General features: G+C 41.8%; 19 protein-coding genes. 5 read left to right on the plus strand and 14 right to left on the minus strand.

The window, feature by feature from the left end; all coding sequences use genetic code 11:
* Positions 1-222: 222 nt before the first annotated feature.
* The 5 genes from IQ276_RS03655 to IQ276_RS03675 all read right to left on the minus strand — a co-directional run bounded on the left by IQ276_RS03655 (position 223) and on the right by IQ276_RS03675 (position 7,157).
* Positions 223-540, minus strand: coding sequence for a hypothetical protein (locus tag IQ276_RS03655; protein WP_193924186.1), 318 nt, complete (start codon positions 538-540; stop codon positions 223-225).
* A gap of 30 nt (positions 541-570) precedes the next feature.
* The gene (locus tag IQ276_RS03660; protein ID WP_235115397.1) at positions 571-2,739 is read right to left on the minus strand and encodes a peptidase domain-containing ABC transporter; all 2,169 of its coding nucleotides are present in this window, start codon (positions 2,737-2,739) and stop codon (positions 571-573) included.
* A gap of 163 nt (positions 2,740-2,902) precedes the next feature.
* The gene (locus IQ276_RS03665) at positions 2,903-4,411 is read right to left on the minus strand and encodes an HlyD family secretion protein (protein ID WP_193922459.1); all 1,509 of its coding nucleotides are present in this window, start codon (positions 4,409-4,411) and stop codon (positions 2,903-2,905) included.
* 1,074 nt (positions 4,412-5,485) lie between these two features.
* A complete protein-coding gene (locus IQ276_RS03670; RefSeq protein ID WP_193922457.1) occupies positions 5,486-5,761 on the minus strand; it encodes a CTB family bacteriocin in 276 nt (91 codons plus the stop codon).
* A gap of 694 nt (positions 5,762-6,455) precedes the next feature.
* On the minus strand, positions 6,456-7,157 hold the full coding sequence (locus IQ276_RS03675) for a diacylglycerol/polyprenol kinase family protein (protein ID WP_235115398.1): 702 nt from the start codon (positions 7,155-7,157) through the stop codon (positions 6,456-6,458).
* Positions 7,158-7,218: 61 nt separating this feature from the next.
* Here IQ276_RS03675 and yidD point away from each other — a divergent pair, with 61 nt between their 5' ends.
* From yidD to ychF, 3 genes are all read left to right on the plus strand, one after another.
* On the plus strand, positions 7,219-7,443 hold the full coding sequence (gene yidD, locus IQ276_RS03680) for a membrane protein insertion efficiency factor YidD (protein WP_193926086.1): 225 nt from the start codon (positions 7,219-7,221) through the stop codon (positions 7,441-7,443).
* Positions 7,444-7,708: 265 nt separating this feature from the next.
* A complete protein-coding gene (locus tag IQ276_RS03685) occupies positions 7,709-7,930 on the plus strand; it encodes a hypothetical protein (RefSeq protein WP_190879284.1) in 222 nt (73 codons plus the stop codon).
* 46 nt (positions 7,931-7,976) lie between these two features.
* Positions 7,977-9,068 carry a redox-regulated ATPase YchF gene (gene ychF, locus IQ276_RS03690; RefSeq protein ID WP_193921886.1) on the plus strand — a complete coding sequence of 364 codons (1,092 nt, stop codon included), beginning with the start codon at positions 7,977-7,979 and terminating at the stop codon, positions 9,066-9,068.
* Between the two features lie 365 nt (positions 9,069-9,433).
* On the opposite strand, the gene IQ276_RS03695 is transcribed toward ychF, so the two are convergent.
* The 5 genes from IQ276_RS03695 to hisG all read right to left on the minus strand — a co-directional run bounded on the left by IQ276_RS03695 (position 9,434) and on the right by hisG (position 16,797).
* Positions 9,434-10,345 carry a hypothetical protein gene (locus IQ276_RS03695; RefSeq protein ID WP_193921884.1) on the minus strand — a complete coding sequence of 304 codons (912 nt, stop codon included), beginning with the start codon at positions 10,343-10,345 and terminating at the stop codon, positions 9,434-9,436.
* A gap of 75 nt (positions 10,346-10,420) precedes the next feature.
* The gene (locus IQ276_RS03700) at positions 10,421-12,700 is read right to left on the minus strand and encodes a hybrid sensor histidine kinase/response regulator (protein WP_193921882.1); all 2,280 of its coding nucleotides are present in this window, start codon (positions 12,698-12,700) and stop codon (positions 10,421-10,423) included.
* Between the two features lie 5 nt (positions 12,701-12,705).
* Positions 12,706-13,143: a response regulator gene (locus IQ276_RS03705; protein ID WP_235115399.1), complete on the minus strand. Its 438-nt coding sequence runs from the start codon at positions 13,141-13,143 to the stop codon at positions 12,706-12,708.
* 12 nt (positions 13,144-13,155) lie between these two features.
* Complete coding sequence (locus IQ276_RS03710) at positions 13,156-15,804, minus strand: GAF domain-containing protein (RefSeq protein ID WP_235115400.1); 2,649 nt, start codon at positions 15,802-15,804, stop codon at positions 13,156-13,158.
* Between the two features lie 348 nt (positions 15,805-16,152).
* The gene (hisG, locus tag IQ276_RS03715) at positions 16,153-16,797 is read right to left on the minus strand and encodes an ATP phosphoribosyltransferase (RefSeq protein ID WP_193922731.1); all 645 of its coding nucleotides are present in this window, start codon (positions 16,795-16,797) and stop codon (positions 16,153-16,155) included.
* A gap of 73 nt (positions 16,798-16,870) precedes the next feature.
* Between hisG and rppA the strand changes: the two genes are divergently transcribed.
* Positions 16,871-17,566 carry a two-component system response regulator RppA gene (gene rppA, locus IQ276_RS03720; RefSeq protein ID WP_073640791.1) on the plus strand — a complete coding sequence of 232 codons (696 nt, stop codon included), beginning with the start codon at positions 16,871-16,873 and terminating at the stop codon, positions 17,564-17,566.
* A gap of 49 nt (positions 17,567-17,615) precedes the next feature.
* Complete coding sequence (locus tag IQ276_RS03725; protein ID WP_193922729.1) at positions 17,616-18,248, plus strand: Uma2 family endonuclease; 633 nt, start codon at positions 17,616-17,618, stop codon at positions 18,246-18,248.
* Positions 18,249-18,364: 116 nt separating this feature from the next.
* Here the strand turns inward: IQ276_RS03725 and IQ276_RS03730 are convergent, their stop codons facing one another.
* The 4 genes from IQ276_RS03730 to IQ276_RS03745 all read right to left on the minus strand — a co-directional run bounded on the left by IQ276_RS03730 (position 18,365) and on the right by IQ276_RS03745 (position 25,037).
* Positions 18,365-19,891 (minus strand): flavin-containing monooxygenase, encoded by a 1,527-nt coding sequence (locus tag IQ276_RS03730; RefSeq protein ID WP_193920741.1) that lies wholly within the window; start codon positions 19,889-19,891, stop codon positions 18,365-18,367.
* Between the two features lie 365 nt (positions 19,892-20,256).
* Positions 20,257-20,529: a hypothetical protein gene (locus IQ276_RS03735; RefSeq protein WP_190879270.1), complete on the minus strand. Its 273-nt coding sequence runs from the start codon at positions 20,527-20,529 to the stop codon at positions 20,257-20,259.
* 502 nt (positions 20,530-21,031) lie between these two features.
* Positions 21,032-23,476 (minus strand): AbfB domain-containing protein, encoded by a 2,445-nt coding sequence (locus IQ276_RS03740; protein ID WP_193920739.1) that lies wholly within the window; start codon positions 23,474-23,476, stop codon positions 21,032-21,034.
* A gap of 529 nt (positions 23,477-24,005) precedes the next feature.
* Positions 24,006-25,037 carry a 1-acyl-sn-glycerol-3-phosphate acyltransferase gene (locus IQ276_RS03745; protein ID WP_193920737.1) on the minus strand — a complete coding sequence of 344 codons (1,032 nt, stop codon included), beginning with the start codon at positions 25,035-25,037 and terminating at the stop codon, positions 24,006-24,008.
* Positions 25,038-25,131: the final 94 nt, after the last annotated feature.

Here is a 25,131-nt window from a genome sequence, read left to right on the forward strand (position 1 = left end):
TTAGAAAAAAACTTAAAAAAAACTACTTCTTTCGATTCAGAGTTATCATATATAAATTTAGTATTATTTAATTTGTTTTTTGTTTATAAATTTTATAATTAATACTTTTTGTCCCTGGCTTTTAATTAAAATATATCAAACTTCAGGTAAATTTAAGTTCTAGTTGTAGAAAATTAATCATAATCTATCCACAACTAGAACTTATTCTGAAAAAAATAAAATTTATGATAACAAACCCTTTATTATATTATTAATCACATCGGTTAAAATATTTTTAGTTTGATCCGTTTTAGGCATACCAGATGTGATAGAAAATCCTATTGTAGTTTGTGACAAATTATATCCAGTTTTTTGTGATGAACTATCACCGGTTGCAAAATTTAAGTTACTATATGCGTCAGTTTGAATGTTAGTTTGCTGAATTATAAAGTTGCTTTCACTTAGTATATTTGTGCTTTGTCCAGCAGATGAGGCTTCCTGTTCTTCTTCAGACAGTTCCCTCAGCAACTCAGATTTTTGAGATTCAGTATTTTCAGACATAGTTTTATCTCCTCACGCTGATTAAAATTTTTACAGTGACAAAAACTTTAAATGCTCTCCTGGTTGAGAGAGAAAAGTTTCTGGCGTACCTTGTAATTGCACCCGACCTTTATCCAACAGCACGATCCAATCAGCCCGATTAATAACGCTAGGACGGTGCGTGATCATAATCGTAGTTTTGCCTTTTCGGTATTCTAAAAGCCGATCTAGTACATGAGATTCACTTATTGGATCGAGTCCAGCAGTGGCTTCATCTAAAATTAGTACAGGTGGATTAGTGAGGATACCTCTGGCGATCGCCAAGCGTTGTCTTTGTCCACCAGAAAGATTTGCTCCAAATTCTCCTAAAACAGTTTGATAGTTATTTGGAAGTTGACTGATAAACTCGTCTGCATCAGCTATCTGGCAAGCTTTGACAATTTCTTCAAAGGATATGTAAGGGCTTCCTAAGCGGAAGTTTTCCAAAATCGAGCGACTCCAGAAGTGAGGTTCTTGGGGTACATAAATTACTTGTTGTCTTAAGCAATCAAGGGCAAGGTCTTGGATGTTAAAAAAACCAATACGAATATTGCCAGATTGGGCTTCATATAAGCCTGCGATTAATTTTGCTAAAGTACTTTTGCCACAGCCTGACTCACCAATCAAAGCAATAGCTTTTCCTCCAGGAAGTTTAAGAGAAAAATCTTCTATTAAGTCAACTCTGCCAGCGTGGTGAAATTGGAGATGTGAACAACGAATATCTGCATCACCAGAGATTTGAGCAAACGGCTTTTGGCGATCGCCGGACGCTTCCGGTGTAGTATCGATAACTTCCAATAAACGAGTAATTGCTGTTTGGGAACGAATATAATCATCTGCTAAGCCAACTATAGAGTTAATTAAGGCGAAAACGTTGATTTGTAAGGCGTTAAAAGCCAGCATTTGACCTATACTTAATTCCTTATTAATCACCAAAATGCTTCCTAGCCCAAGCAAAATTATGCCGCCAATACTCGATATCAGTCTGGCTATGGTGCCGTTGATAATTGCAATTTGCATAGTGCTGAAAGTCAGATTGGCGAGGCGGCCAAAACGACTTTGAAATTCTTCCCAGAATTGGGGAGCGGCGTTTGTGGTTTTAACTACCTGTGCGCCCTTAAATGTTTCCACTAAAACACCTTGATTTTCCGAACCCAAAACCAAAGCGCTGCGTGTTTTTTGTTGGAGGATGGGTAAGAAAGGCAGGCTAGATATGGCCATTAACAAGGCGATGAAAAGAACTGCTAATGTTAGTCGCCAGCTATAAAACAGCATGAAGCAAAAAGAAACTACTGCAATGAAAAACTGGCTAGGTAAAAGAACTACTATCTCTGATATCAACTGGTTGATAATATTGATATCTCGCAGTCGGCTGGTGATTTCGCCACTGCGGCGGGCTTCATAATAATTTAAGGGCAATTGGAGAATTTTTCGCCCAAACTCCAAGACTAGCCCTAATTGCAGCCGTTGACTAAAATGAGAGATCATTATGGCTTGCAATACTTGCAATCCACTACTGAACAAGCTCATAACAACTACGCCTGAGACAATAACAGTCAGTAACTGAGTATCTCCGCGTACTAAGACATCATCTGTAAGCAGTTGTATGAGGATGGGAGTACCTAAAGCTAGTACACCTAAGACAATGTTGAGCATCAAAACCTGACTCAACAGCCCACGATAAGGCAAAATACGCACTAAAAAGCGCCTCAAGCCACCTTTTTCTTGTTCTTGGGGCTGCTCAAAAAACCGATCTGGATCTGGCTCCAGCAAAAGCATAACGCCATTCCAAGCTTTTGTTAACTCTTCTCGGTTGACATAACGGATGCCTACACCTGGATCGGCAATAACGTATTTCTTGCCCCGTTTGTTGTATAAAACAACCCAGTGGTGACCATGCCAATGAATAATCGCTGGCAGAGATATTTCTGTGATTCTGTCTATAATTGCTGGTGAAGCTTTAACTGCCCTGGCATTAAAACCTAAAGTCTCAGAGCCGCGTTTTAGACCTAGTAAAGTTGTTCCTAGCTGTCCAGTTCCCACTGCTTCTCGGCTGCGATTAATGCTTAAAAAACGCCCGTAATGTTTGGAAATCGAGGCCAGACAAGCTGCACCACAATCTTCTTCACTTAACTGGGAAACGCACTGGTAATTTTTATGAAGTTTCAATTGACGAAACATGACCACCAGACCTATCAAAAAATTGGTTGACAAAGTTAGTAGAGCAATTAGAGCAGTTTTTAGGTATTTAGATCGGCATTGAGATGGGAAATAGGGAATAGGGAGTGGTGTAGTTTAATTAGTGGAAAAGTGCTGTGATGTTTGGTAAAGTTCAATTCTGAGATTAAAAATCCGTGATTAATCTAGCTTTTCTCAGAATGAACTGAAGTACCGTTTCTTGGCGGGAAATGATATCAGCTCTACCCTCCATACCAGATTTCAGATGACATTGCCGATCGCCTCTGGCCAAATATAAACTCTGCGGCTGAATGCTGACTTCATAGGCAACCGCTTGTGGAACGCTGGAATCTGCACTCTTTTTCGCAATTGGTAGGGCGTCTGGTGCGATTGTTTCGACAATTCCTTGAAGAGTGCCATAGTCTGGATAAGGACAAGCAGAAACCTGCATTTTAACTTTTTGTCCTGGTTTCACCTTGTCAATATCTTGAGCCGGCACATAAGCTTTGATTAGTACTGGGGCATGAAGAGGAGCAATATTGGCGATCGCTTCACTTGGTTGGACTACCTGCCCTGGGTTGCGAAGATTTAATTGTAGTAATGTTCCTTCGATTGGCGATCGAATTATACTTTTATTCAAGTCGGTTTCTACTTGTTGCAGTTCTTTGCTAGTGTTAGCGAGCTGCTTTTGGAGTTCAAGGCGTTGCTGCAACAGAGTTTCTCGTTCTTTTTTCAAATCTGCTAAGGTAGCTTCACCCTTTGCTTTTTCTTGGTTAATCTGTTCAGATGCCACAATTACAAGAGCATCACTAGGATTGATAGCGGTTTTAGCTTTCTCTAGGTTCGTTTGGGCAACCTTAAAAGCTTGTTCTTTTTCCTCTAAAAGAGTTTTAGCACTAACTTTAGCTTGTTCTAGCTTCGCCTCAGCAGACTTTACCTCTTGTTGTTTTTCCTCAAACAGAGTCCGAGAAACAGCTCCCGACGCTACTATCGGTTGCAATCGCTCTTGTTGCACCTTTGCTAACGTTAAAGCTGCTTCAGCTTCTTGCACAGTTGCTGTTAATACTTTTTCTTTTTGTAATCGCTCTAACTGTACCCTGGTTAACACTAAAGCTGTTTGTGCCTGCGTCATATCAGCTCTAGCTTTAATTTGCTGGTCTTGATAGTTGCGTTGGGTACCATTTAGCTGAGCTTGTGCAGCGATGAGCGTGCGATTAATTAAGTCTGTCTGCGCTGCAATCTGAGCATCTATTTCACGAATTTGAGCATCAATTTGACTTAGTTGTAATTTACTCTGCCCAATACTATTTTGTAGTTGGCGCTTTTGAGCTTGAAGGCTGGAATCATCAACATAAGCAATAGCTTCCCCTTTAGTTACTAGCTGATTTTCTTTAGTTTCTATCTTTTCAATAATGCCAGCAACGGCAGACTGAACAACGCGCAGTTCTCCTACAGGTCGAATACTGGCAGGGACTTTGACTGTAACTTTGTAACTGAGAACAGATGTTAGACTGACCCCTGCGACAAAAATACTCAACAGAACTCCCCCTGCAATGTTTGTCCATTGACCAATACGAGGGAGAAACTCGTGAACGTCAACTAAATGAAGCTGGTCTGGTAATGGTTCATTAGATTTATTCTCTGAATAGTTTTCCTCGCGGCGTAAAAAGTTCACGCTATTGCACCTTTTGTGTTGAATTGATACATGAAAAAATCAGCCTTATCTAATGTCAACCTCAAACCTCTTTTGCCTCAAAGCAAATTATTCGACATAACTTTATTCCAAATGGCAGGCGACAGAAAATATATATCTTTGGTAATAGCTCACAGAGCATAGTGGAGATTTAAAGCTCATGTTAGCGTCGCAATAAGTAATAGATTGCTAATCGCTAATTAGGTCTTTAAGATTATTCCAATCCGAAATACCCTGTAACAATGACTGTTTGCTGGATTCAAGAATGAAAAAGTGACAGATGCTGATAAAAGTTGCCAAGCATAATGTTTTCCGATTGTCTATAATTAATGAAGGGGCAAGAGAAAGATATACGCGATCCAAGCGAATTTATCTTTCTCAGGATTCAAACGCTGATAATGCGTTAAGAAGACGGAGGAGAACGCTCAAACTCCCTCAAAGTCCTCACTTACGTTGAGCGAGTTCCTATCAACTCCTCCTACCCCCTTTTTATTTGCCAACAAAAGGATTTCAACAACAAACCTGCATCTCGGTATCTAGATGTTTACTTGATATGTAGAGGAAAGTAACAAGCAAGTCGTGAAATTACTTAGCGATACACTGCTTGTATTTATTTGGAATTCTGGTCAGGTAAGGAAGAAAGGATAAAAAATTGATTCACTTTTTACGGGTGAAAAATATTACTTGCAATTTCCTCTCTTATACCCATCTACCCAAACTATTTTGGTAGATGATGAAGATGTAGAAAAACTCTGAAATCTGGGGTTTTTTAACTGGTATAACAAGTATAAGCTTGGAATGCCAAGATTATCCAGCACCCCCATAATAATAGAGTGGGTGGTGCTGTCTGGAGAAATCACACAAGTAGTCTTTGCAAAATCAGCTATTCAGTTCACAATTGCAGATTTCAGCTAAGAGAAGTCAGAAAAGGTAAAAGTTAAAAAGTACAAGCAAGATTTTTGACGTTTTATTTTTTACTTTCTCTTCTTTTTCCGCCTACATTTGCTAAACGCTGTGATATTATTGCTGATTTTCTCAGATTGCCTGTTAGAGTTGTTAAATGTATGCATTGGTCAAGGTTAGCCCTGGGAAGCCACTTGGTACTGCCCCCAAGGTCAACTGAGCTACTCCAGCGGTTGTAACCTGCTCAAGAGTGCCTGCGCTAGAAGCAGTGCTGCCATCAGGACCAGACTCAGTTGCACCGTCTAAACTCGCAAGTCTGTTAGCGAAATTGGTGGCATCTATCTGATTGTCAGTACCGCCAGAGAGTAGTTCTTGTTGCTCATCAGATAAATTGATCAACAACTCAAATGCATTGATTGAATTTGACATGATTATTTAGCCTCACTTACGTAATTCGGTGGTTTGACCACCTAAGACCCAACTATAGGGATTGTTTGTCAGGATTTCATAAACCTGGAGACATAATTGAAAATTGAATTTTTGCTTCTCAAGGTAGATATAAAATCTTTTATTTGTTTTAGATATGGCAATACGGTAGAGCAAGTATGGTCAATATTTAGTGTTTTTGAAATTATTTAGAGTCTTTGAACATATATTCAGGGATTTTGGATATCCACAAGCACAGCTTTTATATTGATCTAGAAAAGTTTGGTGTCTAGGCATACCTCATGGTAGACATCGATCTTTTATCATTCATTGAAGAGACATGCTATCAATAAACGTTCAAACGTCCACCAATTTTCGATTGTTGCAAAATTGTGTATGTATTTTGTAGCAATTACCAACTACATGACGTACAGAAATTTGTAGGGGCGCATAGCTATGCATAGGTGTCAACTTAACGTGAAACTCTTGTCAAGACGTGATATTGAGTTCATTTACTTACCGTTACTCACCGCGTTACCCCACCCTAACCCTCCCCTTGTAAAGGGGAGGGAACTAGATTTCTTTTTCCCCCCAATCCATCGGGGGGATTAAGGGGGGTAAAGCGTATGTGGGACAAGCGTTTGAGCTTAAGTTGACACCAATGATAGCTATGCGCTCCTACCTTGCACTCGAATAACTAAAAAACTAAATTACTTAAAAAGAAAGCAAGAGCCGCACTTCCTAAAGGAACTGTTAAATTGTCAATACCCAGAAATGAAAAAGCTTCTAAAGCAGTAGCAATTAATGCCACCACGAGTGATATTGTCCAAGTTTGCCAACTGTTTCCTTGAGTTCCAACTAAAATCAAACTGCTGACAATATAGCTAACAAGCATCATAGTCAAGGAGCCTTCCCAACTTTTTTCTGCCCCAAAGACTTTGTACTTGTGTTTACCAAAACGCTGACCAATTAAGGCTGCTAATCCATCTCCCCAAGTCATGACTAAAATTCCTAGTGCTGCGTATTGCGGTTGTTCCAAGTACCAGAAGCAGGCAATTAAGATACCGAAACTCACAGAGTAAAAAAATGTCCCTAAACTTTGACGCCCAACGCTATTAATACCAGGAAGAATGGGAAATCGGTAAGACAATAAGGTGATTGCGCTTGCTAAAATCGAGGCTGTTATTCCGACGCTAGGGGGAATATCCAGCCACCAAGCCAGTAGAATCACATTACCAGTGCCTATATGAACTATCTTGCGGACAATTTCTGGTTCGCCATTAGTAAAGCGGTTTACTACCCATGCAATTATGAGGATGAATAACACCCAAATTGCAGCGCCCGCAATTTGTAGCCATAAAACCGGAATTGAGGTGAAGTCAGACAATATAATCAGCAAGGATACAACAAGATGAAAATTTTTCCCTCTATTACTAATTTATAAGATTTAGGTAACTCTAATGAAACTACTATTAATTTTGCTGATTCGCGGCTATCGAATGTTTATCTCGCCGTTGTTTCCTCCGAGTTGTCGTTTTCAACCAACTTGTTCGATGTATGCCATTCAAGCCATTGAACGATTTGGAGTATTACGTGGTAGCTGGATGGCAACCCTACGGATTTTGCGCTGTCATCCGTTTCACCCAGGTGGTTACGATCCGGTACCGGAGGTGAAAGAGGAGTAGTCGGGGACGCGGAGATGAGGGAGATGAGGGAGATGAGGGAGATGAGGGAGTGAGGGAGCAGGGGAGCAGGGGAGCAGGGGAGCAGGGGAGCAGAGGAGAGTTCAATGTGCCTTGTTCTTTCCCCTCTGCCCCTCTGCCCCTCTGCCCCTCTGCCTCTTCCAATGCCCAATGCCCAAATTTTGCGGGTATAGTCTTTTGGGGAGATGTCAAGGGTTGAGGTTGTCATCTAGTTTGGGAAGGTTGAATAATTGAATTTAGACTGACCATGATTAATCCTACTGCTATTTATTTACCCGACGAACCACAAATTCCCAATCCTGAACCCAACCCGCTACCGAGTCCGGAACCAGTACCTACTCCCATTCCGCAACCTGTACCGGGGCCTGTACCAGAACCAGTACCTGCTCCCATCCCTCAGCCGGTTCCTGGGCCGATTCCTCAAACAGTTCCAGGACCAATTCCCCAAACCATACCGGAACCTGTTTGAATTACCTTAGGTAATGTAATCCAAAATCCAAAATCCAAAATCTAAAATGTTAAGAGCCGGAATTGTCGGACTTCCCAACGTCGGAAAATCTACTTTATTTAATGCTGTAGTTGCTAACGCCAAGGCAGAGGCGGCTAATTTCCCTTTTTGCACGATTGAACCGAATGTCGGCGTTGTCGCAGTACCGGATGAGCGGTTAAATGTTCTTGCTAAAATTGGCAGTTCGGTACAAGTTGTGCCGGCGCGTGTTGAATTTGTCGATATTGCCGGTTTAGTTAAAGGTGCAAGTCAGGGTGAGGGACTAGGTAATCAATTTCTGTCCCACATCCGCGAAGTTGATGCGATCGTCCATGTGGTACGTTGTTTTGAAAATGATGATATTATCCACGTTGCTGGTTCTGTTGACCCAGTGCGAGATATTGAAATCATTAATTTAGAACTCGGTTTATCAGATTTAGTACAAATTGAACGACGAATTGACCGCACTCGCAAACAAGCTCGCACTAGCAAGGATGCTTCTTTTGAAGTCACGGTTTTGGAAAAATTAGCTGCGGCTTTAAATGAAGGTCAATCGGTGCGTCAGGTAAGTTTGAATGAAGAAGAAGCGGAGATTATTAAAGGATTAGGACTGCTCACTAATAAACCAATTATCTACGCTGCCAATGTATCTGAGGATGACTTGGCAACGGGTAATGATTTTGTAGAAAAAGTGCGGCAAATTGCAGCAACAGAAAATGCTCAAGTTGTCATAGTTTCTGCTCAAGTTGAAGCTGAATTGGTGGAATTACCAGAGGAAGATAAAGCTGATTTCCTCGCATCTTTAGGTGTGGAAGAAGGCGGTTTGAAGTCATTAATTCGTGCTACGTACACACTTTTAGGCTTGCGGACATATTTCACCTGTGGTCCCAAAGAAACCCGCGCTTGGACAATTCATGCGGGAATGTCTGCACCTCAAGCCGCAGGTGTCATCCACAGCGATTTTGAGAGGGGCTTTATCCGCGCTGAAACTGTCGCTTATAAAGACTTGGTAGCTACTGGTTCCATGAATGCTGCTAAGGAGAAAGGATTGGTTCGTAGTGAAGGGAAAGAGTATGTTGTGCAGGAAGGGGATGTAATGCTATTCCGCTTTAATGTGTAGGTGTGACTATAGAATCGTAAATTGTTTTTGAAAAAATCTCAGTAGTCTTGTAGGGTGCGTTAGGATGAAATCCGTAACGCACCACTTGTAAGGATTTGGTGCGTTACGCTGTCGCTAACACAACGCCAGTGACGCTCCTTTGTCGCTAACGCTACGCTAACGCTCAAGTCGGGAAACCCGCTCACACGACTGGCTCCCCTACGTATCTTTTCAAAAATCAAATACTAATTCTATAGTGGGTTGCTGTTATCAATTAGACAATGGTTAACCCATACCGATTGGCGATCGCCATAAATAAGTTGACAAAAAAAATGATATATGCATAGTTTAGATGCAAGGCGATCGCCAATTAACCAGCAATCTGTTTAGTTACTTCCACCCACGATGTATACATAGGAACCCAGATTTTCATCATCTGTGCCTACAATTACACCGCCTTGGGCACCTGGAATCAGTTCCATAGCTTCAATTTTGTGGTATTCAGAGCGGTAAAGGGGAACAAGTTGAGGATGCGATCGCCAGGTTATATGATTACCACACAATCTCAAGTAACCAGCAATATATACAGCTGACTGAAATGGTCCATCATCCCCAGCATCACTTGCTGATGTAATGTAAACAATTCCCGATGAGTCTACTTTTAAATCAGAAATATGTCGGACATTTCCAGAGGGAAATGGTACTTTCAAGTTAGCATCACCTGAAAGCTTAATCTCATAAGTCTTGGGGTTAAATTCTCCAAAATAAATAGTTGCTGCTGTTTCTCCCTCTCCGCGATCGGCCCAAATAGCTACTAATTTACCATCTATATATTGCAAGCCGAATGCTTCTAAATTATTTTTGGGGGTAATTTCTGGTAATTGAAATTCTTTAATAATAGAGATATTCTTGTCCGCAATATCTAATCTTAAATAATAACCTTTTCCTGTACTACTGACAGCGATAAAATCAGATTTTTTATCTTGGGGAACAGATGTTAGAGACTCTAAATCGATGGCTAATTCTGTTTTAATTGGCCAAACTAAAGGAAAATATTCAGGTTGCTTTTTTTCTTTGAGAGTAATAATTGCTAGACGATTTTGATTTGGTTTTTTATTATCATGAACAATCAGAAAATCTAAGGAATTGCTTTGCTGCTTGATCAAAGCCATACCACTGATACCAAAAGGAATACCACCGCGAACTGGACGCCAATCTTGCGCCCAAGCTTGGTAAGATATAAGTAAAAATGCAGCTAATGCTACTATATTGATGATTAACCTGGGAAACTGACGCATAGTAAAAGTAAAGAGTAAAAAGGCAAAAGATTTTTTCTTTTTACTTTTGCCTTTTACCTTTTTACTTCCTTTTGATTAAGAAAGCACTTTTTGTAAAGAAAGTAATAATTCGTTGACAGTATACGGTTTGGATAAAAACGTATTGACACCAATGCTAGTTACTGTGCTGAGCTTATGATCGGACATCAATCCACTGCTGGCAATAATTTTGACTTCTGGGTTAATTTTCTTTAAGGTACGGATGGCAGTTAGACCATCCAAGGAAGGCAGCATAATGTCGATTAATACGGCACTAATTTTGTCCATATTTTTAGCGTATACTGCGATCGCCTCAATGCCATCACCAGCAATTAAAGTCTTGTAGTTGTGAGCTTCCAGTGATGATTGAGTAATCTCCTGAATGGCAACTTCATCATCCACAACCAAAATCAATTCTCCATGTCCTGTCTGTGGTATTGAATCTTCTGGAATGAGTGTTTCCATTCCCTCTACGGCTGGTAAGTAAACTTTAAAGCTAGTGCCACTTCCGGGTTCGCTGTATACGTTCACAAAACCTCCGTGGCTTTTAATAATTCCCAGTACGGTGGAAAGTCCTAACCCTGTGCCTTGTCCGACATCTTTTGTGGTATAGAACGGCTCAAAAATTCTATCTAAGATTTCCCCAGGAATGCCAACTCCAGTATCCGAGACTGTAATCACTGTGTAAAATCCGACCTTGGCTTCTAGATTCATCCGGGCATAATTTTCGTCAATAAACAGATTTTCCGCAGATATTCTCAAACTACCGCCATTGGGCATAGCATCACGGGCATTAACGCAGAGGTTCATTAGGACTTGATGGAGTTGCGTACTATCTCCAGAAACCATCCACAAATCCTGTGGTACATCAGTGGTAATTTCTATGGATTTGGGAAATGTTTCTTTAAGAATCTTGGCAACTTCCATAATTAAATGCTTGAGTTGCAAAGTGATGCGTTTTCCTTCCACACCCCGTGCAAAGGATAGCACCTGCTTGACTAAATCTGCTCCGCGTTTGGCGTTGATTTCCAAAATTTCTAATAAATGGCGAGTCCGCTCATCTGCATCGGGAAATTTGAGTGGTAAGAGTTGCGCTCCTGCCAAAATCGGCGTCAGAATATTGTTGAGGTCGTGAGCAATCCCACTGGCTAAGGTGCCGATGCTTTCTAGGCGTTGAGCGCGAAACAATTGGGCTTCTAGATGTTTTTTCTCAGTAATGTCTGTGTCAACGGTGAGAATTGATTTGGGTTTTCCCTGTTCATCACACACCAGACTCCAGCGAGTGGCCACGAGGATTTCTTTGCCAGTTTTACTAAGTTTAGTTAACTCGCCTTGCCACTTACCTTTACTGATAACTTCTAAAAGAGCCGCTTCGATTTCCGGTGAAGCTTCGTCAAACAAAAGCTCACTGACACTTTTTCCGATAGCCTCCGTAGTTCGCCAACCAAAAAGTGTTTCTGCACCTTTGTTCCAGAATAGAATTTGATTATTTAAATCTCGCACGGAAATGGCATCTGTGGTGACATCAAGTAATGCTGCTTGTTCTTTGATTTTTTCTTGGGCTAATTTGTGTTCGCGCAATGCGGCTTGCCGTTCGGTAATATCGATACTGGCGCAAGTCACCCCGACAACTTCTTGGGACTCATTTCGCAATGGCTCAACAGTTAAATCGTAATATCGAGTTATTTCCTTAGTTGTAATTGATACTTCTTCTCGTGTCCCGATGCCACTGTTCAATACCCGAAGTTTGATAGTGGTGAGCCGTTGAGCATCTTCGGGTGAGATGATATCCAAGTCTTTTTTGCCCAACATTTGCTCAACAGTCAATTCATAGGAAGGATTGTAAACCCAAGTGTACCGTAACTCCTGATCTTGGTTGTAGACAAAAATCGGAGAGTTTTTCAGGGCTACGCGAAATCGCTCCTCACTCTGTCGCAATGCATTGTCTGCTCGTTGACGTTCAATTGCATAACGCATAGAACGCACCAGCAAATCCCCAGTTACTTGCCCTTTGACTAAATAATCCTGCGCTCCTTCTTGCATTGCCCTAGTTGCCAGGGTTTCATCGTTTATACCCGTCAGCACAATGATTGGAGTTGCTTTTGCCTGTTGGTAAGCAGTGACAAAAGTTTCTATTCCCTGACTATCTGGCAGGGAAAGGTCTAACAGAATGACATCAAAAATTTCCTTTGCTAGGTGGTTGAGTGCTTCCTCAAGCCGCTCAACTGGCATCAACTCAACTAGAACTGTGTTAACTTCCTTTAAAAACTCCTGTAACAAAAATACATCACCAGGATTGTCTTCTACTAACAAGACTTTAATATGTTCACCTGCCATTGCCATTACTCCGGTGGCAGTTTTACGATCGCAAACCAAAAATTTTCTATTGATTTTACAATTTTAACGAATTGATCGAAGTCTACTGGCTTAGTTATGTAACAGTTTGCTGATAGATTATAAGCTTTGATAATGTCTTCTTCGGCTTGGGAAGTCGTCAAGACGACTACGGGAATTCGCTTGAGGTTTTCATCTGCTTTAATTTCTGCCAATACTTCTCGCCCATCTTTTTTAGGGAGATTCAAATCCAGCAGCACAATATCTGGATGGGCTGCGTTGACATATTTTTCCTGTTTTCGCAAGAATGCCATTGCTTCGACACCATCTTCGACCACGTTCAGGTGAATCGAGATTTTGCTATCTTCCAGGGCGATACGTGTAAGTAGGGCATCGCCAGGATTGTCTTCTACTAACAAAACCTCAATAGGCATAATGGCTTGCATGTTTACGATGGCTTAAGAGTTTCTATCTGGAAGTGTGAAGTAGAAAGTTGAGCCTTGACCCACTTTCGACTCGACCCAGATACGGCCGTCGTGGCGTTCTATAATTTTTTTACAAATTGCTAGACCAATACCAGTACCTGGATACTTATCTCTACCATGCAAGCGTTGAAAAATTATAAAAATACGTTCAGCATACTGGGATTCTAAACCAATACCATTATCGCGCACCGAGAACAAATATTCGTTGGGAGTGGGGAGTGGGGGGGATGAGGGGGATGAGGGGGATGAGGGGGATGAGGGGGATGAGGAAGTATTTTCTTGCTCATCTCCCCTTACTCCCTCATCTCCCCCTACTCCCTCATCTCCCTCACTCCCTACTCCCCACTCCCCACTCCCCACTCCAATGTGAATTTCTGGCTGCTGATTTTGACAAAATTTGATGGCGTTAGCAATGAGGTTTTGAAATACTTGTGTCAATTGGGTAGCATCAGCCATTACTTCAGGTAAAGTATCATAGGTGATAAGTGCTTTACTATCTGCGATCGCCAGTTTGAGATTTGCGATCGCCTGTTTTAAAACAATATTACAATCAACTCTCTTAAACGGCTGTCCACGGGTGCTGACGCGGGAGTAATTCAACAAATCATTGATTAAGGTCTGCATCCGCCGTGCCCCATCTACAGCGTAGTTGATAAACTCGTCGGCATTAACATCAAGTTGATTTTTGTATCTCCGCTCCAGCAATTGTAAATAACTGGTTACCATCCGCAATGGCTCTTGTAAGTCATGGGAAGCTACGTAGGCAAATTGTTCTAATTCGGCATTGGAACGGGAGAGTTCTTGGCTTTGGCGGGTTTGTTGTTCTAGTAGTTGCCCTTGAGATAAAGCAATGCCAATTTGGTTACCTAGTTGCTGTAACAACTCTGTCTCAAAGTTATTCCACTTTCGAGGTGCGGCACATTGGTGAGCTAGCAACAACCCCCAAATGCCCTCTCTGAGAAGAATTGGCACTACGAGGTTAGCCTTAACCGCAAACTGCTCCAGAAATTCTCGATGGCAAGGTTGAATATAAGCAGTTTGAATGTCTTCAATTGCACTGATTCTTCCCTGGCGATATCTTTCTAGGTATTCTTCTTTAAAGCAGGGGTCGATAATATTTTTTCCTAAAATTACTGGCCAACCAGGTAGTACAGCTTCTTGTACTACTGTTCCCGAACCGTCAGGGGAAAGTTGAAAAATTAAAACTCGGTCAGCTTGCAGTAGTTTTTGTACTTCTGTAACGGTAATTTGGAGAATTTCGTCTATTTGTAAAGATTCTCGAATTTTGAGAGTGATTTCGGAAAATAATTGCGATCGCAGATTCTGCCGCTTTAATTCTTCTTCTGTTCTCTTGCGATCTGTGATATCAGTATAAGAACCAACCATTCGCACTACATCACCTAATGCGTCCCAAAGCGCCTGTCCTCGATCCAGAATCCATTTATAGCTGCCGTCTTGGCATTGGACTCGATACTCACAGACATAAAACGGTGTTTTCTTGGCAAAGTGATCCTGAAAGGTCTGAACTACCAAATCTCGCTCATCGGGATGGATTCGTTTTGTCCATTCATCCCAACAATTGCAAACTTCGTGGTCTTCATACCCCAGCATTTCCTTCCACCGAGTTGAGAAGAACACTTCATTAGTCTTGAGGTTCCAGTCCCAAATACCATCATTATTACCCTGCAATGCTAATTGCCAACGTTCTTCACTTTTTTGAAGTGCTTCTACTGTCTGCCGTCGTTCAGTAATGTCTTGAAAATAAACAGATAAGCCGTCTTTTCCTGGATAAGCGTGGACTTGAAACCAGCGGTTGAGGGGCACAAAAAACTCCTCAAATTCCACACTCACCTGTTCTAAAACTGCCTTACGGTACTGCTTTTCAAATGTTGTGCCGATAATTCTCTGAAAAACTGTCCAGATACTTTTACCCAAAAGCTGATTCTGGGTTTTTTGCAACAGTTGTTCTGCTTGACCATTAACGTAGGTAAATCGCCATTTTTTATCCAAGGCAAAAAAGGCATCAGTGATACTTTCAAGAAGATTGGTAATGCGAGTTCTGGCTGCTTCCGACTGGGCGCGTGCTGTTTGCTCCTGCGCCACGAGTTTCTCGGTAATTTCAGATACTTCAGTCACATGACGCCTGAGTTCTAGTTGGTCAATCACTAGGCGACTCAAAGCCACAAGCGCCTCGACTTGTTTTTGGCTTAATTCTTTGGGAACTTGGTCAATTACGCACAGAGTTCCCAGCATATCTCCTCTGGGAGTGATTAGAGGTACACCCGCATAAAATCGCACGTAAGGATAGCCAATTACTACCGCATTCTTCGCCAACTTTTCATCAGCTAGCGTATCTGGAACCACGACAACGTTACGCCGTTCTTGGCAAAGGTAAGATAACCCAACACTCCGGGGCATTTCTGATACATCTAAACCTACTTTTGCCTTAAACCATTGACGGTTTTCATCAATAAAATTTACTAAGGATATGGGGGTGTTACAAATAAATGCCGCTAACTGAGCAAGATTGTCGTAGGCTTCTTCAGGTTCGGTATCAAGAATTTGATACTGGCGCAGGGCTTCTAGCCTCGTCTTTTCTGTAATCGTGTCTCCAGTTTTCATTAACTTTTCTTAATAAATCTCAATTATGATATCCAGTAAGCAGCACCACTACCTCAAAAATAGATTAACCTTTTTTAACATTAGTTAACTATCTGTGTGCTTCTGGTTATTCAGAGTAGTTTTGAAAAGAAGGCACAAGGCCTCTTTTAAATTTGAGAAAAGCCATGCCCAGCAGTCAACTATCCTGTTTGCGCCACAAAATTTAGCGATCGCTATAATCCCAGTGTAAACAAATTTGGGACAGATATTATTTACAAATAAACATTAATGTGCATCAGCAGCGTAGGGGCGCACAGCTGTGCGCCCCTACAGAATTTTGTCCTTTGGTAATGAAATGACCAATGACTATTAAACCTTAACTAAAACAGCCTCCCGCAGCCTGTTAATCAAATCACTCAAATTACCAGTGTTCAGACGGTAACTGAGGGGATGGGCAATTAACCGCCCTGTACTTTCATAGAGAGTAGCGATTTCAATTAAACCATTTTCGCGTAAAGTCCGCCCCGTGGAAACTAAATCCACGATCGCTTCTGACATGCCAGTAATTGGCCCTAGTTCCACTGAACCATACAACGGCACTATTTCCACCGGTAAATCCAGACTGTGGAAATATTCACGAGCGCAGTTGACATATTTAGAAGCAACTCTACCATGAGCTGGTAAATCTAAAGGCGATCGGTAAGAACTCGATGCTTTTACCGCCACCGACATGCGACAATATCCAAACTGCAAATCGACTAAGTGGGCAACTTGCGGTTGTTTCTCCCGCAGCACATCGTAACCGACAATACCCAATTGAGCCTGACCATATTCTACATAAACAGGTACATCCTGCGCCCGCACCAATAGCCCTTTTGCAACTCCCTTAGCGTCAGGAATTTGAAGTTGGCGATTTCCTGAATCTAAAAAAGCACTAAAATCTAACCCGACAGCTTGTAGCAACCGGATGCTATGTTTAAGAAGTTCCCCTTTTGGTAATGCAACAGTCAGCATTCTTTTTCTTAGTATCCTGCGTCTTTGCGTTCAATAATCTTGAGAATATCTCTATATGCTTACCACAAGCAGCATGAGAATTTTATTAGTTGATGATGAAGTTGAATTAACTCAACCCTTGAGTCGCTTGTTAACTCGTGAGGGTTATGCTGTAGATGCCGCTTATGATGGAACAAGCGGGAGCGAACTTGCACGAGGCAGTTACGACCTATTAATTTTAGATTGGATGCTGCCAGGAAAAACAGGGTTAGAAATTTGTCAAGAATTGCGACGCCAAGGCAAAACTACTCCTGTGTTGTTTCTCACAGCTAAAGATACTTTAGATGACCGAGTAGAAGGTTTAGATGCTGGTGCAGACGATTATTTGGTAAAACCTTTTGAACTGCGGGAATTACTAGCCAGAGTCAGGGCTTTGTTGCGTCGTTCCGGTTCCCAAACTTATGAAACCACCACTGGACGCCTGACTGTGGCTGATTTAGAACTTGATTGTGAAAATCAAGTAGCCTATCGCCAAGGAAGAATTATTGAACTTTCGCAAAAGGAAAGTCAGCTATTGCAATATTTTATGGAACACACCGGACAACTGCTGACTCACGCCCAGATTATGCAAACTTTGTGGACAGAAGAAGAACAACCAAGCAGCAACGTCATAGCGGCATTAATTCGCCTGCTGCGGCGTAAGATTGAAGTCGGGAAAGAAACTACGCTAATTCACACAGTTTATGGCAAAGGCTATCGTTTTGGTGCTTCTGTTGTAGAGTCTGTTTAGCGAAGAAATTAATCAACTTTTGCCTTGTTGTACTAGGAGAGAGAAAACAATGGTCACCAGCCTCAAAGAACTCTTAGACGACCCGGAACTTGCAGATATTGACGATCCAGAGGAAAAATTCGTCACTAGTGGGGTAAGCTGGCAAATGTATGAAGCGTTATTAGCCAAACTAGAAGATAACTCTCATTACCGTGTCACTTATTTGGATGAAATCTTAGAAATTGTGTCACCCTCTATCAAACATGAAAATATCAAAAAATGTTTGGCTATTTTGATAGAACGCTATCTTTACTTAAAGCGAATTCGATTCAGCCCAATGGGGAGTTCTACACTTAAAAAACAACTCAAACAAGCTGGGATTGAACCAGATGAATGCTACTCGATTTACGAGAAGAAAAATATCCCCGACTTAGCTATAGAGGTGAACATCACCAGTGGTAGCATTGATAAATTAGAAATTTATCGCCGTTTAGGAGTTGCTGAAGTTTGGATTTGGCAATTCAATCGACTCAGACTTTACCATTTAAGAGAAGAAACACCATCTGAATTTTTAGATACTTACGGCTACCAACAGATTACCTCAAGCGAATTATTACCAGAACTAAATATTGCTTTATTAGAACAATGCGTTCAGATTTCAGATGACATTCAAGCCATTGATGAATTTGAAAAATGTGCGTAAGTCTTGAACTGGGGACTGGGGACTGGGGACTGGGGATTAGGACTCAGGGGGTAGGGTGCGTTGTCGCGCGGCGCAACGCACAATCTTGATATAGTCTATCGAGGTGCGTTAAGGTACTATCTGACTCCTAGACTTTGTGGTTTTGGTGAGTCATTGAGAGATTGACGTATTTGACCTCGCAATTGCTGTCGAATATGTTGGTATGTCGAGGGCTTTAGTGGCATCATAATCTGGGAAACTCCCTTCCAGACACGAAACTGATTATTTACACCCATATCCTCTATCAGTTGCTCAATGTAACGCAAGCAAAACGAGGGAATACATGTTGCCTTAGCTACAACAGTATGGTACTCAGTTTTCATCCAATTTATATCTGCTGCCATTTCCTGATACATTACCTCCGGGGAGGGTAATAACAAGTTGCCTTTGACATATTCTGCTAGCCACCAAGCACCAACTTCCGAGGTTAGCTGACTGTAAAAACTGGTGTTATACCCAACAAAGCCCATTTGTGGAATATTCGGGTGAATCAGATAACGGTAAAGGGTAAAATTACCATCTTTATCTGCCATTTGTCGTCGATATTCTTCTTCCAGAAACCGAACTTCTTGGCTAAATCCTGTGGCAAAAACTATTATATCTGCCTGCAACTGCTGACCATTAGCTAATTCTACGCCATCAGGGATAAACTTGGTCACGCTGGTTTTAATTGCCTGGATTTTGCCAGAGTGTACGCACTTGAAAAAATCCGGGGGAGCTACACTAATGTTGCAGTTAGCCTTATTCATTGGTTGTTCCGGCAACATTCCGCAACTATCAAGACCAAATTGTAGACGTAGCAGCATCTCGTTAGTGCGCCAGAAAGCCCATACCAGCGGTTTACCCAAAGTGTGCAGCACTCTTTCAAGCCGCCCCATCTGACGATAGGGAAACCAAGCTTCAGCAAAGCGAGTTAATAAAATATACTTCAGGTTTACTAAACCTAAGAAAAATCTAGGAACCTTCCACAAGGGCTGACGGAAAACGAGGGTGCATTCTTTGGCTGTGTTCGCCGCTAAAGTCGCAATGTCGCAGGCTGACTTGCCAAAACCCACTACCACTACTCGCTTACCCTCAATGATTGAGACATCGTTGAATTCGGTAGAATGCAGTATTTTTCTTCCAGATGCGAGGAATTTCTCTTTACCTGGCAAGTAAGGCAACTTAGGGGCGCTAAATGTACCATTGCAGGCTACCACAAAGTCAAATTCGTGCTTTTGTTCTTTTGTCTCACCTTCGACGTTGATAGTAACTACCCATCCTGGTCGTTCTCCAGTTTTTCGGGAAACGTTGGTTACTTCAGTTTGAAAACGAATCTTTTCAATTACTCCAAAATTCGTGGCGTATGAATTTAAGTAATTCCGCATCTGTTCTGCTGTAGGCCAGTCTGGGTAAGATGCAGGCATGGGATAGTCTGAGAAACTATATGTGTCACCCGTATTTTGGGGTGTTAATCCTGGGTAAGTTCGAGATTTTTCCCAAACACCACCGAGTCCTTTTTGCTTCTCAAATACAGTAACCTCGTAGCCTTCCTCAATAAAAGTTTTAGCTGTTACCAAGCCACTGATTCCAGCCCCAATTACACAAATTTGTTTGATTTCCATAATTTACATACTTGTCAGCCTGAGCATATGAATTATTAGTAAAATAACAGGTAATTTATAGCTGAGTAATTATAGTTACGTCAATTGTCCTTTATTTTTGAGTGCGATCGCTCCACTGCTACATTTGGTCTAAGAACGCCAGGAGCAATATCTAAGACGGCCTTAACCTACGCACTCACAAAAAAATCCCCACACTTGACGCAGGGACTACAGGCTGACTCTAAGCAGCTATTAATACAAGTTTAACCAAGTACAACATTTCATTAATTCGTAGCGAATTCTCTGCTACCTAAAGCGCTTACCTCTGCACTCCTCTGCGTTTAAATTTCAACCCTCAATTCGCTACGATTTTACGCAAAGCTGTACTAAGATACTTTCCCTTGCTGCCATAGAATGAGTTTCAATTGAGAACAGTAGCAAGTCCCATCAGTGATTTGGTCTTCGTGGTCAGCTAGCCAATCATAAATTTGTGCAGCTTTTGCTAATGCCACTTTTTCTGAACGATAAAGTTTAGGAGTAGGGCAGTAGGCTTGGCCATTAATGTGTATAGCTGCAATCTGATAATAGTCGCTGTATTCACCTTCTGGTATAACTTCTAAAAAACCGTGACTGTAAGGCTCGATTATTCCTATGTTCATCTGCAACCATCACATTTTAAACTCAGGCCACAACAAAGTTGATGCCAGCCAATTCTTGCAAGGATAAGCTGAAATCAACAGGGAATGCACTAACAATCCCTGTTAATGATTTTGTGTTCCTGAGCAATGGAAGTCTGAATTATTAGTCACCGAATTTTAGATTTTAGATTTTAGATTTTGGATTTTAGATTGTTCATTCAAAACTTAAAATTTCAAAAGGTTCCAGAGCAAGCTTGCTTTATTTGTGGTAGGACTTACGCACTGTACAAATTAATCATGGTGTGCATTTATAAAATAGGTCGTTTCACACTTTTATTAATCATTATTTGATGGGAATATAGACCCTGGGTGTAGGGGCACAGCACTGCTGTGCCCTACGACAGATGTGGTTTTTCAATCACCTGTAGGGTAGCACAGCTGTGCTACTCTACAGATTGATGTGTTGCAAAGATTGTTTAAATTGGTATAAATTCATCCCACTGTTTTGCAACACCAACCAAAATTATTGTATCCAAGGTGCAGCAATCTTGAAGGATGCGCTATTTTTGTACAGGGTATCACCAGCTTGGGGGTCAATCCACAACTCAAAATTGCGATCGCGTAGATAGTGAGTAGGATAGTTGAAAGACGCAAAGGAGACAGCAGTGGAATCTGCTAATCCGGCTTTGGGACAGAAGGTAGCATCTGCCTTGAATAAATCTGTGTTATCGTTTTGATTCAATTTCACACGATAACCTTGATGCCTTAAGTAGTAACTTGGATTATTTTTTGACTCAAAAGAAATACAAGCAGAATTTGCTAGTCCAGGTACAACATTCCACGTGGCATTATTTTTCGTTGAGGTATTACTACGACTATTTACTGATTGGATATAACCCAGAAAATTTGTCTGCCCAATGTAGCGAGATGGATAATTGAGTGATTGGAAAGATTGTAAACCACTCAAGTCATCGGTTCCAGGTGTCCAAGGTGCGACGAATTTAAATGTACTATCCTGCTTATATACGCTATCACTAGCTTGGGGATCAATCCAAAACTCAAAGTTGCGATGGTGTAGATAGTAGGTGGGAAAGTTAAAAGACGCAAAGGAGAAAGCAGTTGAATCTGCTAATCCGGCTTTGGCACAGAATGTGGCATCTGCTTTGAAGAGTGCTGTATTATCGTTTTGATTCAGCTTCACACGATAACCCTGATGGCGGAGGAAGGCACCGGCAACATTAACCGACTCCAAGGAAATACACTGCTGATTTGCCAACCCTGGTACAACTTTAAATGTCGCACTGTTCTTTTCTAAATTACTACTGTTAGCGTTCACGGACTTGAGATAGCCGAGTGAATTAGTTTCGCCAAGATAGTAAGTCGGATAATTCAATGACTGAATTGACTGTCGCTTATACAGTGGTACTTGGGCGTTGGGTGGAGGTACAGGGGAAGGATTACCGCCGACTTGGATGATTTTGGATACGGAAGGCACACCAGCAGAATTGACTAAAAACAGCATATAGTAACCTGGTGGTGCAAGATTAGCGTTGGCGGGTGCTGTTACATTCAGTGTAGTTCCGGATTTGCTAAAAGATAGGGGGACTAAACGTTGGTCGAAGTTAGTTGCATGGGTAACTGCACCAAGTTTAATCAGATGACCTTTGGTAATACTTGCGGCTTCTGGTGATGTGACGCTAAAAATCTGATTGTAGTTAATGGCATTCGGTGCAAAACTGATGGTTGGGCGTGCAGCCGGAGTACCATCTAAGTTAAATAGATAGGGTGGGGAGAAAACCTCAGCATTCTGTTCATTGTGACCTGTAGCACCACAAGGGGCGCATACACCACCAGCAACGACTACACGACCATCAGGTAATAACAAGGCTGTGGAGTGATACTGGCGCGGTTTAGCCATATCAGCTAAAGTCTTCCACTGTCCACTGTTAGGATTCCATATTTCAGCGGCATAGACTGCGGTGTTGAGGTCAAACTGAGACCCTGGTTGTCCATCTTTGCCATTGGGGTTAGAGTTACCACCTGTGACTAAAACTTGACCGTCGGCAAGAATAGTCAGGTTTTGCTGTCGTCGTCCGTAGGTGAGATCCCCAGTTCTTGAAACTACAGGCTGATTGCCGTTGATGTCAATGGCGTAAGTACTTTTAGGTGCTGGGCCACCGCCTGCTACTAGGAATTTGCCGGTGCTGTACATAGCATAGCTGCCATAGTCGCGGAAAATTCCATCCCGTTCGCCAACAGTTGTGGTACTACCCGTACCGTTGGTATCAATGTAACGCATGGAACTTTCTGGGCCAACATAAAATGTCTTGCCGTCAGGGGCTACCTGCGTCCACGGAAAATAAGAGGTGTTATCAATAAAATCTTTGGGCAAGGCAAAGGGAATTTTGGCACTGCTTAAACTCCGCCATGTACCAGATTCAAAGATTTCCGGTGTATCTGCATCTGATGGATAAGATCCACCAGTTACTAGTATGTTACCGTTAGCCAGCAAGGTAGAACTGGGATAGTATCGCCCAGTATTCATACTCTGGTGCAGTGACCACTGGTTTGTTTGATTGTCAAAGATGTGTGTGGTGTTATCTGCAACCCCAACAGTACCAGTAACTGTAAATACTTTACCGTCTGGTAATTGGGTATGGGGGGCGCAAAATAATTCTTCTCCTTGTAAAGATGAGTTGGAATTAAGTTCTGTTTTACTATTGTTAACAGGATTCCAGAGGATGGTTTTGTTAGTTGCTCCTCCAAATCCGTTGTTGGTGCTATCCCAGGCTAGGACATTGCCATCGGGCATGAGTGTAAGGTGTACTCCATACACTGGCCAGGGATCTACAGCAGACCATTGACCAAGGGATGCACTGGCTGGTGTTTGAGCATATACACTATGAGTGAGAGCGATCGCTAATGCAACGATCGCTGCCACAATTTGAAAATGCAGTTTCAATTTCATTCAATTTGGGATGTTTGGCAGATGTCAATTCTCATATTTTCAAGATGCTCAATTTCCTGTATTCGGTACAGCAAATAAGTAGTTGCTATGGACAGAAAAATGATTTTCTTGTCAACGAGATTACCAAACTATAAAAGTAAAATAAATGCTTTTTTATGTGAAATTAATGAAAATTTGTCCCAATTATGGATGAAAAGGCATCATATTATGAAGAACGAACCGCATTCGCGTTAGCGTCTCCCCTTGGGAGAAGGACGCAAAGAAACAAGCTGTAGTCGCTACAACAACTTGATTGATAGCTCCCCAATGGAATGAAACGCAAGAGGGATTGCTCTATCATCTAGGTATAGGAATCGGCGCAGCCTTGGGCAGGTTTCAGTACGATCAATCTACTGATAGTGTCAAGCTAACTTGGCTTGTAGTATAGGGATTCCCATTCAGATGGGGTACAACATTACATCACGAGGTGTAGGGGCACGGCAATGCCGTGCCCCTACGGGTGTACCTCACGTAAACGATAACCGCCATATTAAGATTTACCTAAAAACCGATTGATTTGAATTTGCAGTTTTTCTCGTAATTGTTGCGCTTGGCGATAAGCTGCTGTACGTCCTTTGTTTGAGTCGGTGGCTAGTTCTGCTGATTCCAAAGGCGCAATAAAATAACGCAGACGAGTTTTCATTGCCCAAATTCCCATTGAGGGAAACAGAAGTAAGGCAAACATCAAAGGCGACAAAGGCAAAAATGGTAATTTGACTAGTCGTTGCAATTTGGTCAAATTCACAGTCCAAGGATGCAGAAATTCACTACCGATGCAAACTACTGGGACAATGGGAATATGATAGCGATCGCTAAGTTGCACAAAGCTGACATCAAACTTTTGTAGTTGATAGCGTTTTCTCCAAGCTTTGGCAGGGCCGCGTATTCCTTCAGGTGCATATAAGAGAATTTTACCTTGGGCAATGGCAGCCTCAAAATCATTTAATTCTGCTCGCACGCCACCTAAAACCTGTGACCATTTAGGTGGTAACCACCAAATCATCCAAGGATGCTCAAATAATGCTGGACTTGCTACGGGTTGCACTTTCCATCCTTTGACTTCACTTAATAAATAGCCTAAGGTCAAAAAGTCCCAAGGAAAGCACATTCCTGCATGATTCATCGCCACAATTAATGACCCTGTTGGCGGCAAGTTTTCGATTTGTTGCAATTCTCCCCGAAAATAATATTTCACGATGGGGGCGAGAACTTCTTGGCGAAAAGCTTGTTGATAATTGGGATCGAATTCACCAACTTCTTGACGCGGTGAACGACAACCCAAACGCAACCAACGACTCAACATTCCTAGATAAAATCCGCCAGGAATTAAAAATAATCCATATTCTAGCCAATTCCAACCATCTGGATCTTGATGATAATGTTGCCAATGGCGGTTGAATAAAATCAACCACGCTGGGGGATACCAAAGACAAAACCAATCAAACCAGCTAAATCTGTAGCCTTGGGCTGGTGCTTTTTCCAGTTGAGTGTTGAGAAGATTTTCTGAGTGTTGATTAATCAAAATAGCAGTACGCAGTAGGCAAAAATTGACTCAGTTACATATTCTAGCTTTACAGATTTGCCATTGACATCTTACTCTAGAAGTAAAATTAACT

It is taken from the genome of Desmonostoc muscorum LEGE 12446, from assembly GCF_015207005.2.
GTDB lineage: Bacteria > Cyanobacteriota > Cyanobacteriia > Cyanobacteriales > Nostocaceae > Nostoc > Nostoc muscorum.

Excerpts from the sequence above, each read along its gene's own strand:
- IQ276_RS03655 (WP_193924186.1), bottom strand. The coding sequence starts at position 540 with ATGTCTGAAAATACTGAATCTCAAAAATCTGAGTTGCTGAGGGAACTG.
- IQ276_RS03660 (WP_235115397.1), bottom strand. The coding sequence starts at position 2,739 with ATGTTTCGTCAATTGAAACTTCATAAAAATTACCAGTGCGTTTCCCAG.
- IQ276_RS03670 (WP_193922457.1), bottom strand. The coding sequence starts at position 5,761 with ATGTCAAATTCAATCAATGCATTTGAGTTGTTGATCAATTTATCTGAT.
- yidD (WP_193926086.1), top strand. The coding sequence starts at position 7,219 with ATGAAACTACTATTAATTTTGCTGATTCGCGGCTATCGAATGTTTATC.
- IQ276_RS03685 (WP_190879284.1), top strand. The coding sequence starts at position 7,709 with ATGATTAATCCTACTGCTATTTATTTACCCGACGAACCACAAATTCCC.
- ychF (WP_193921886.1), top strand. The coding sequence starts at position 7,977 with ATGTTAAGAGCCGGAATTGTCGGACTTCCCAACGTCGGAAAATCTACT.
- IQ276_RS03695 (WP_193921884.1), bottom strand. The coding sequence starts at position 10,345 with ATGCGTCAGTTTCCCAGGTTAATCATCAATATAGTAGCATTAGCTGCA.
- IQ276_RS03700 (WP_193921882.1), bottom strand. The coding sequence starts at position 12,700 with ATGGCAGGTGAACATATTAAAGTCTTGTTAGTAGAAGACAATCCTGGT.
- IQ276_RS03705 (WP_235115399.1), bottom strand. The coding sequence starts at position 13,143 with ATGCAAGCCATTATGCCTATTGAGGTTTTGTTAGTAGAAGACAATCCT.
- IQ276_RS03710 (WP_235115400.1), bottom strand. The coding sequence starts at position 15,804 with ATGAAAACTGGAGACACGATTACAGAAAAGACGAGGCTAGAAGCCCTG.
- hisG (WP_193922731.1), bottom strand. The coding sequence starts at position 16,797 with ATGCTGACTGTTGCATTACCAAAAGGGGAACTTCTTAAACATAGCATC.
- rppA (WP_073640791.1), top strand. The coding sequence starts at position 16,871 with ATGAGAATTTTATTAGTTGATGATGAAGTTGAATTAACTCAACCCTTG.
- IQ276_RS03725 (WP_193922729.1), top strand. The coding sequence starts at position 17,616 with ATGGTCACCAGCCTCAAAGAACTCTTAGACGACCCGGAACTTGCAGAT.
- IQ276_RS03730 (WP_193920741.1), bottom strand. The coding sequence starts at position 19,891 with ATGGAAATCAAACAAATTTGTGTAATTGGGGCTGGAATCAGTGGCTTG.
- IQ276_RS03735 (WP_190879270.1), bottom strand. The coding sequence starts at position 20,529 with ATGAACATAGGAATAATCGAGCCTTACAGTCACGGTTTTTTAGAAGTT.
- IQ276_RS03740 (WP_193920739.1), bottom strand. The coding sequence starts at position 23,476 with ATGAAATTGAAACTGCATTTTCAAATTGTGGCAGCGATCGTTGCATTA.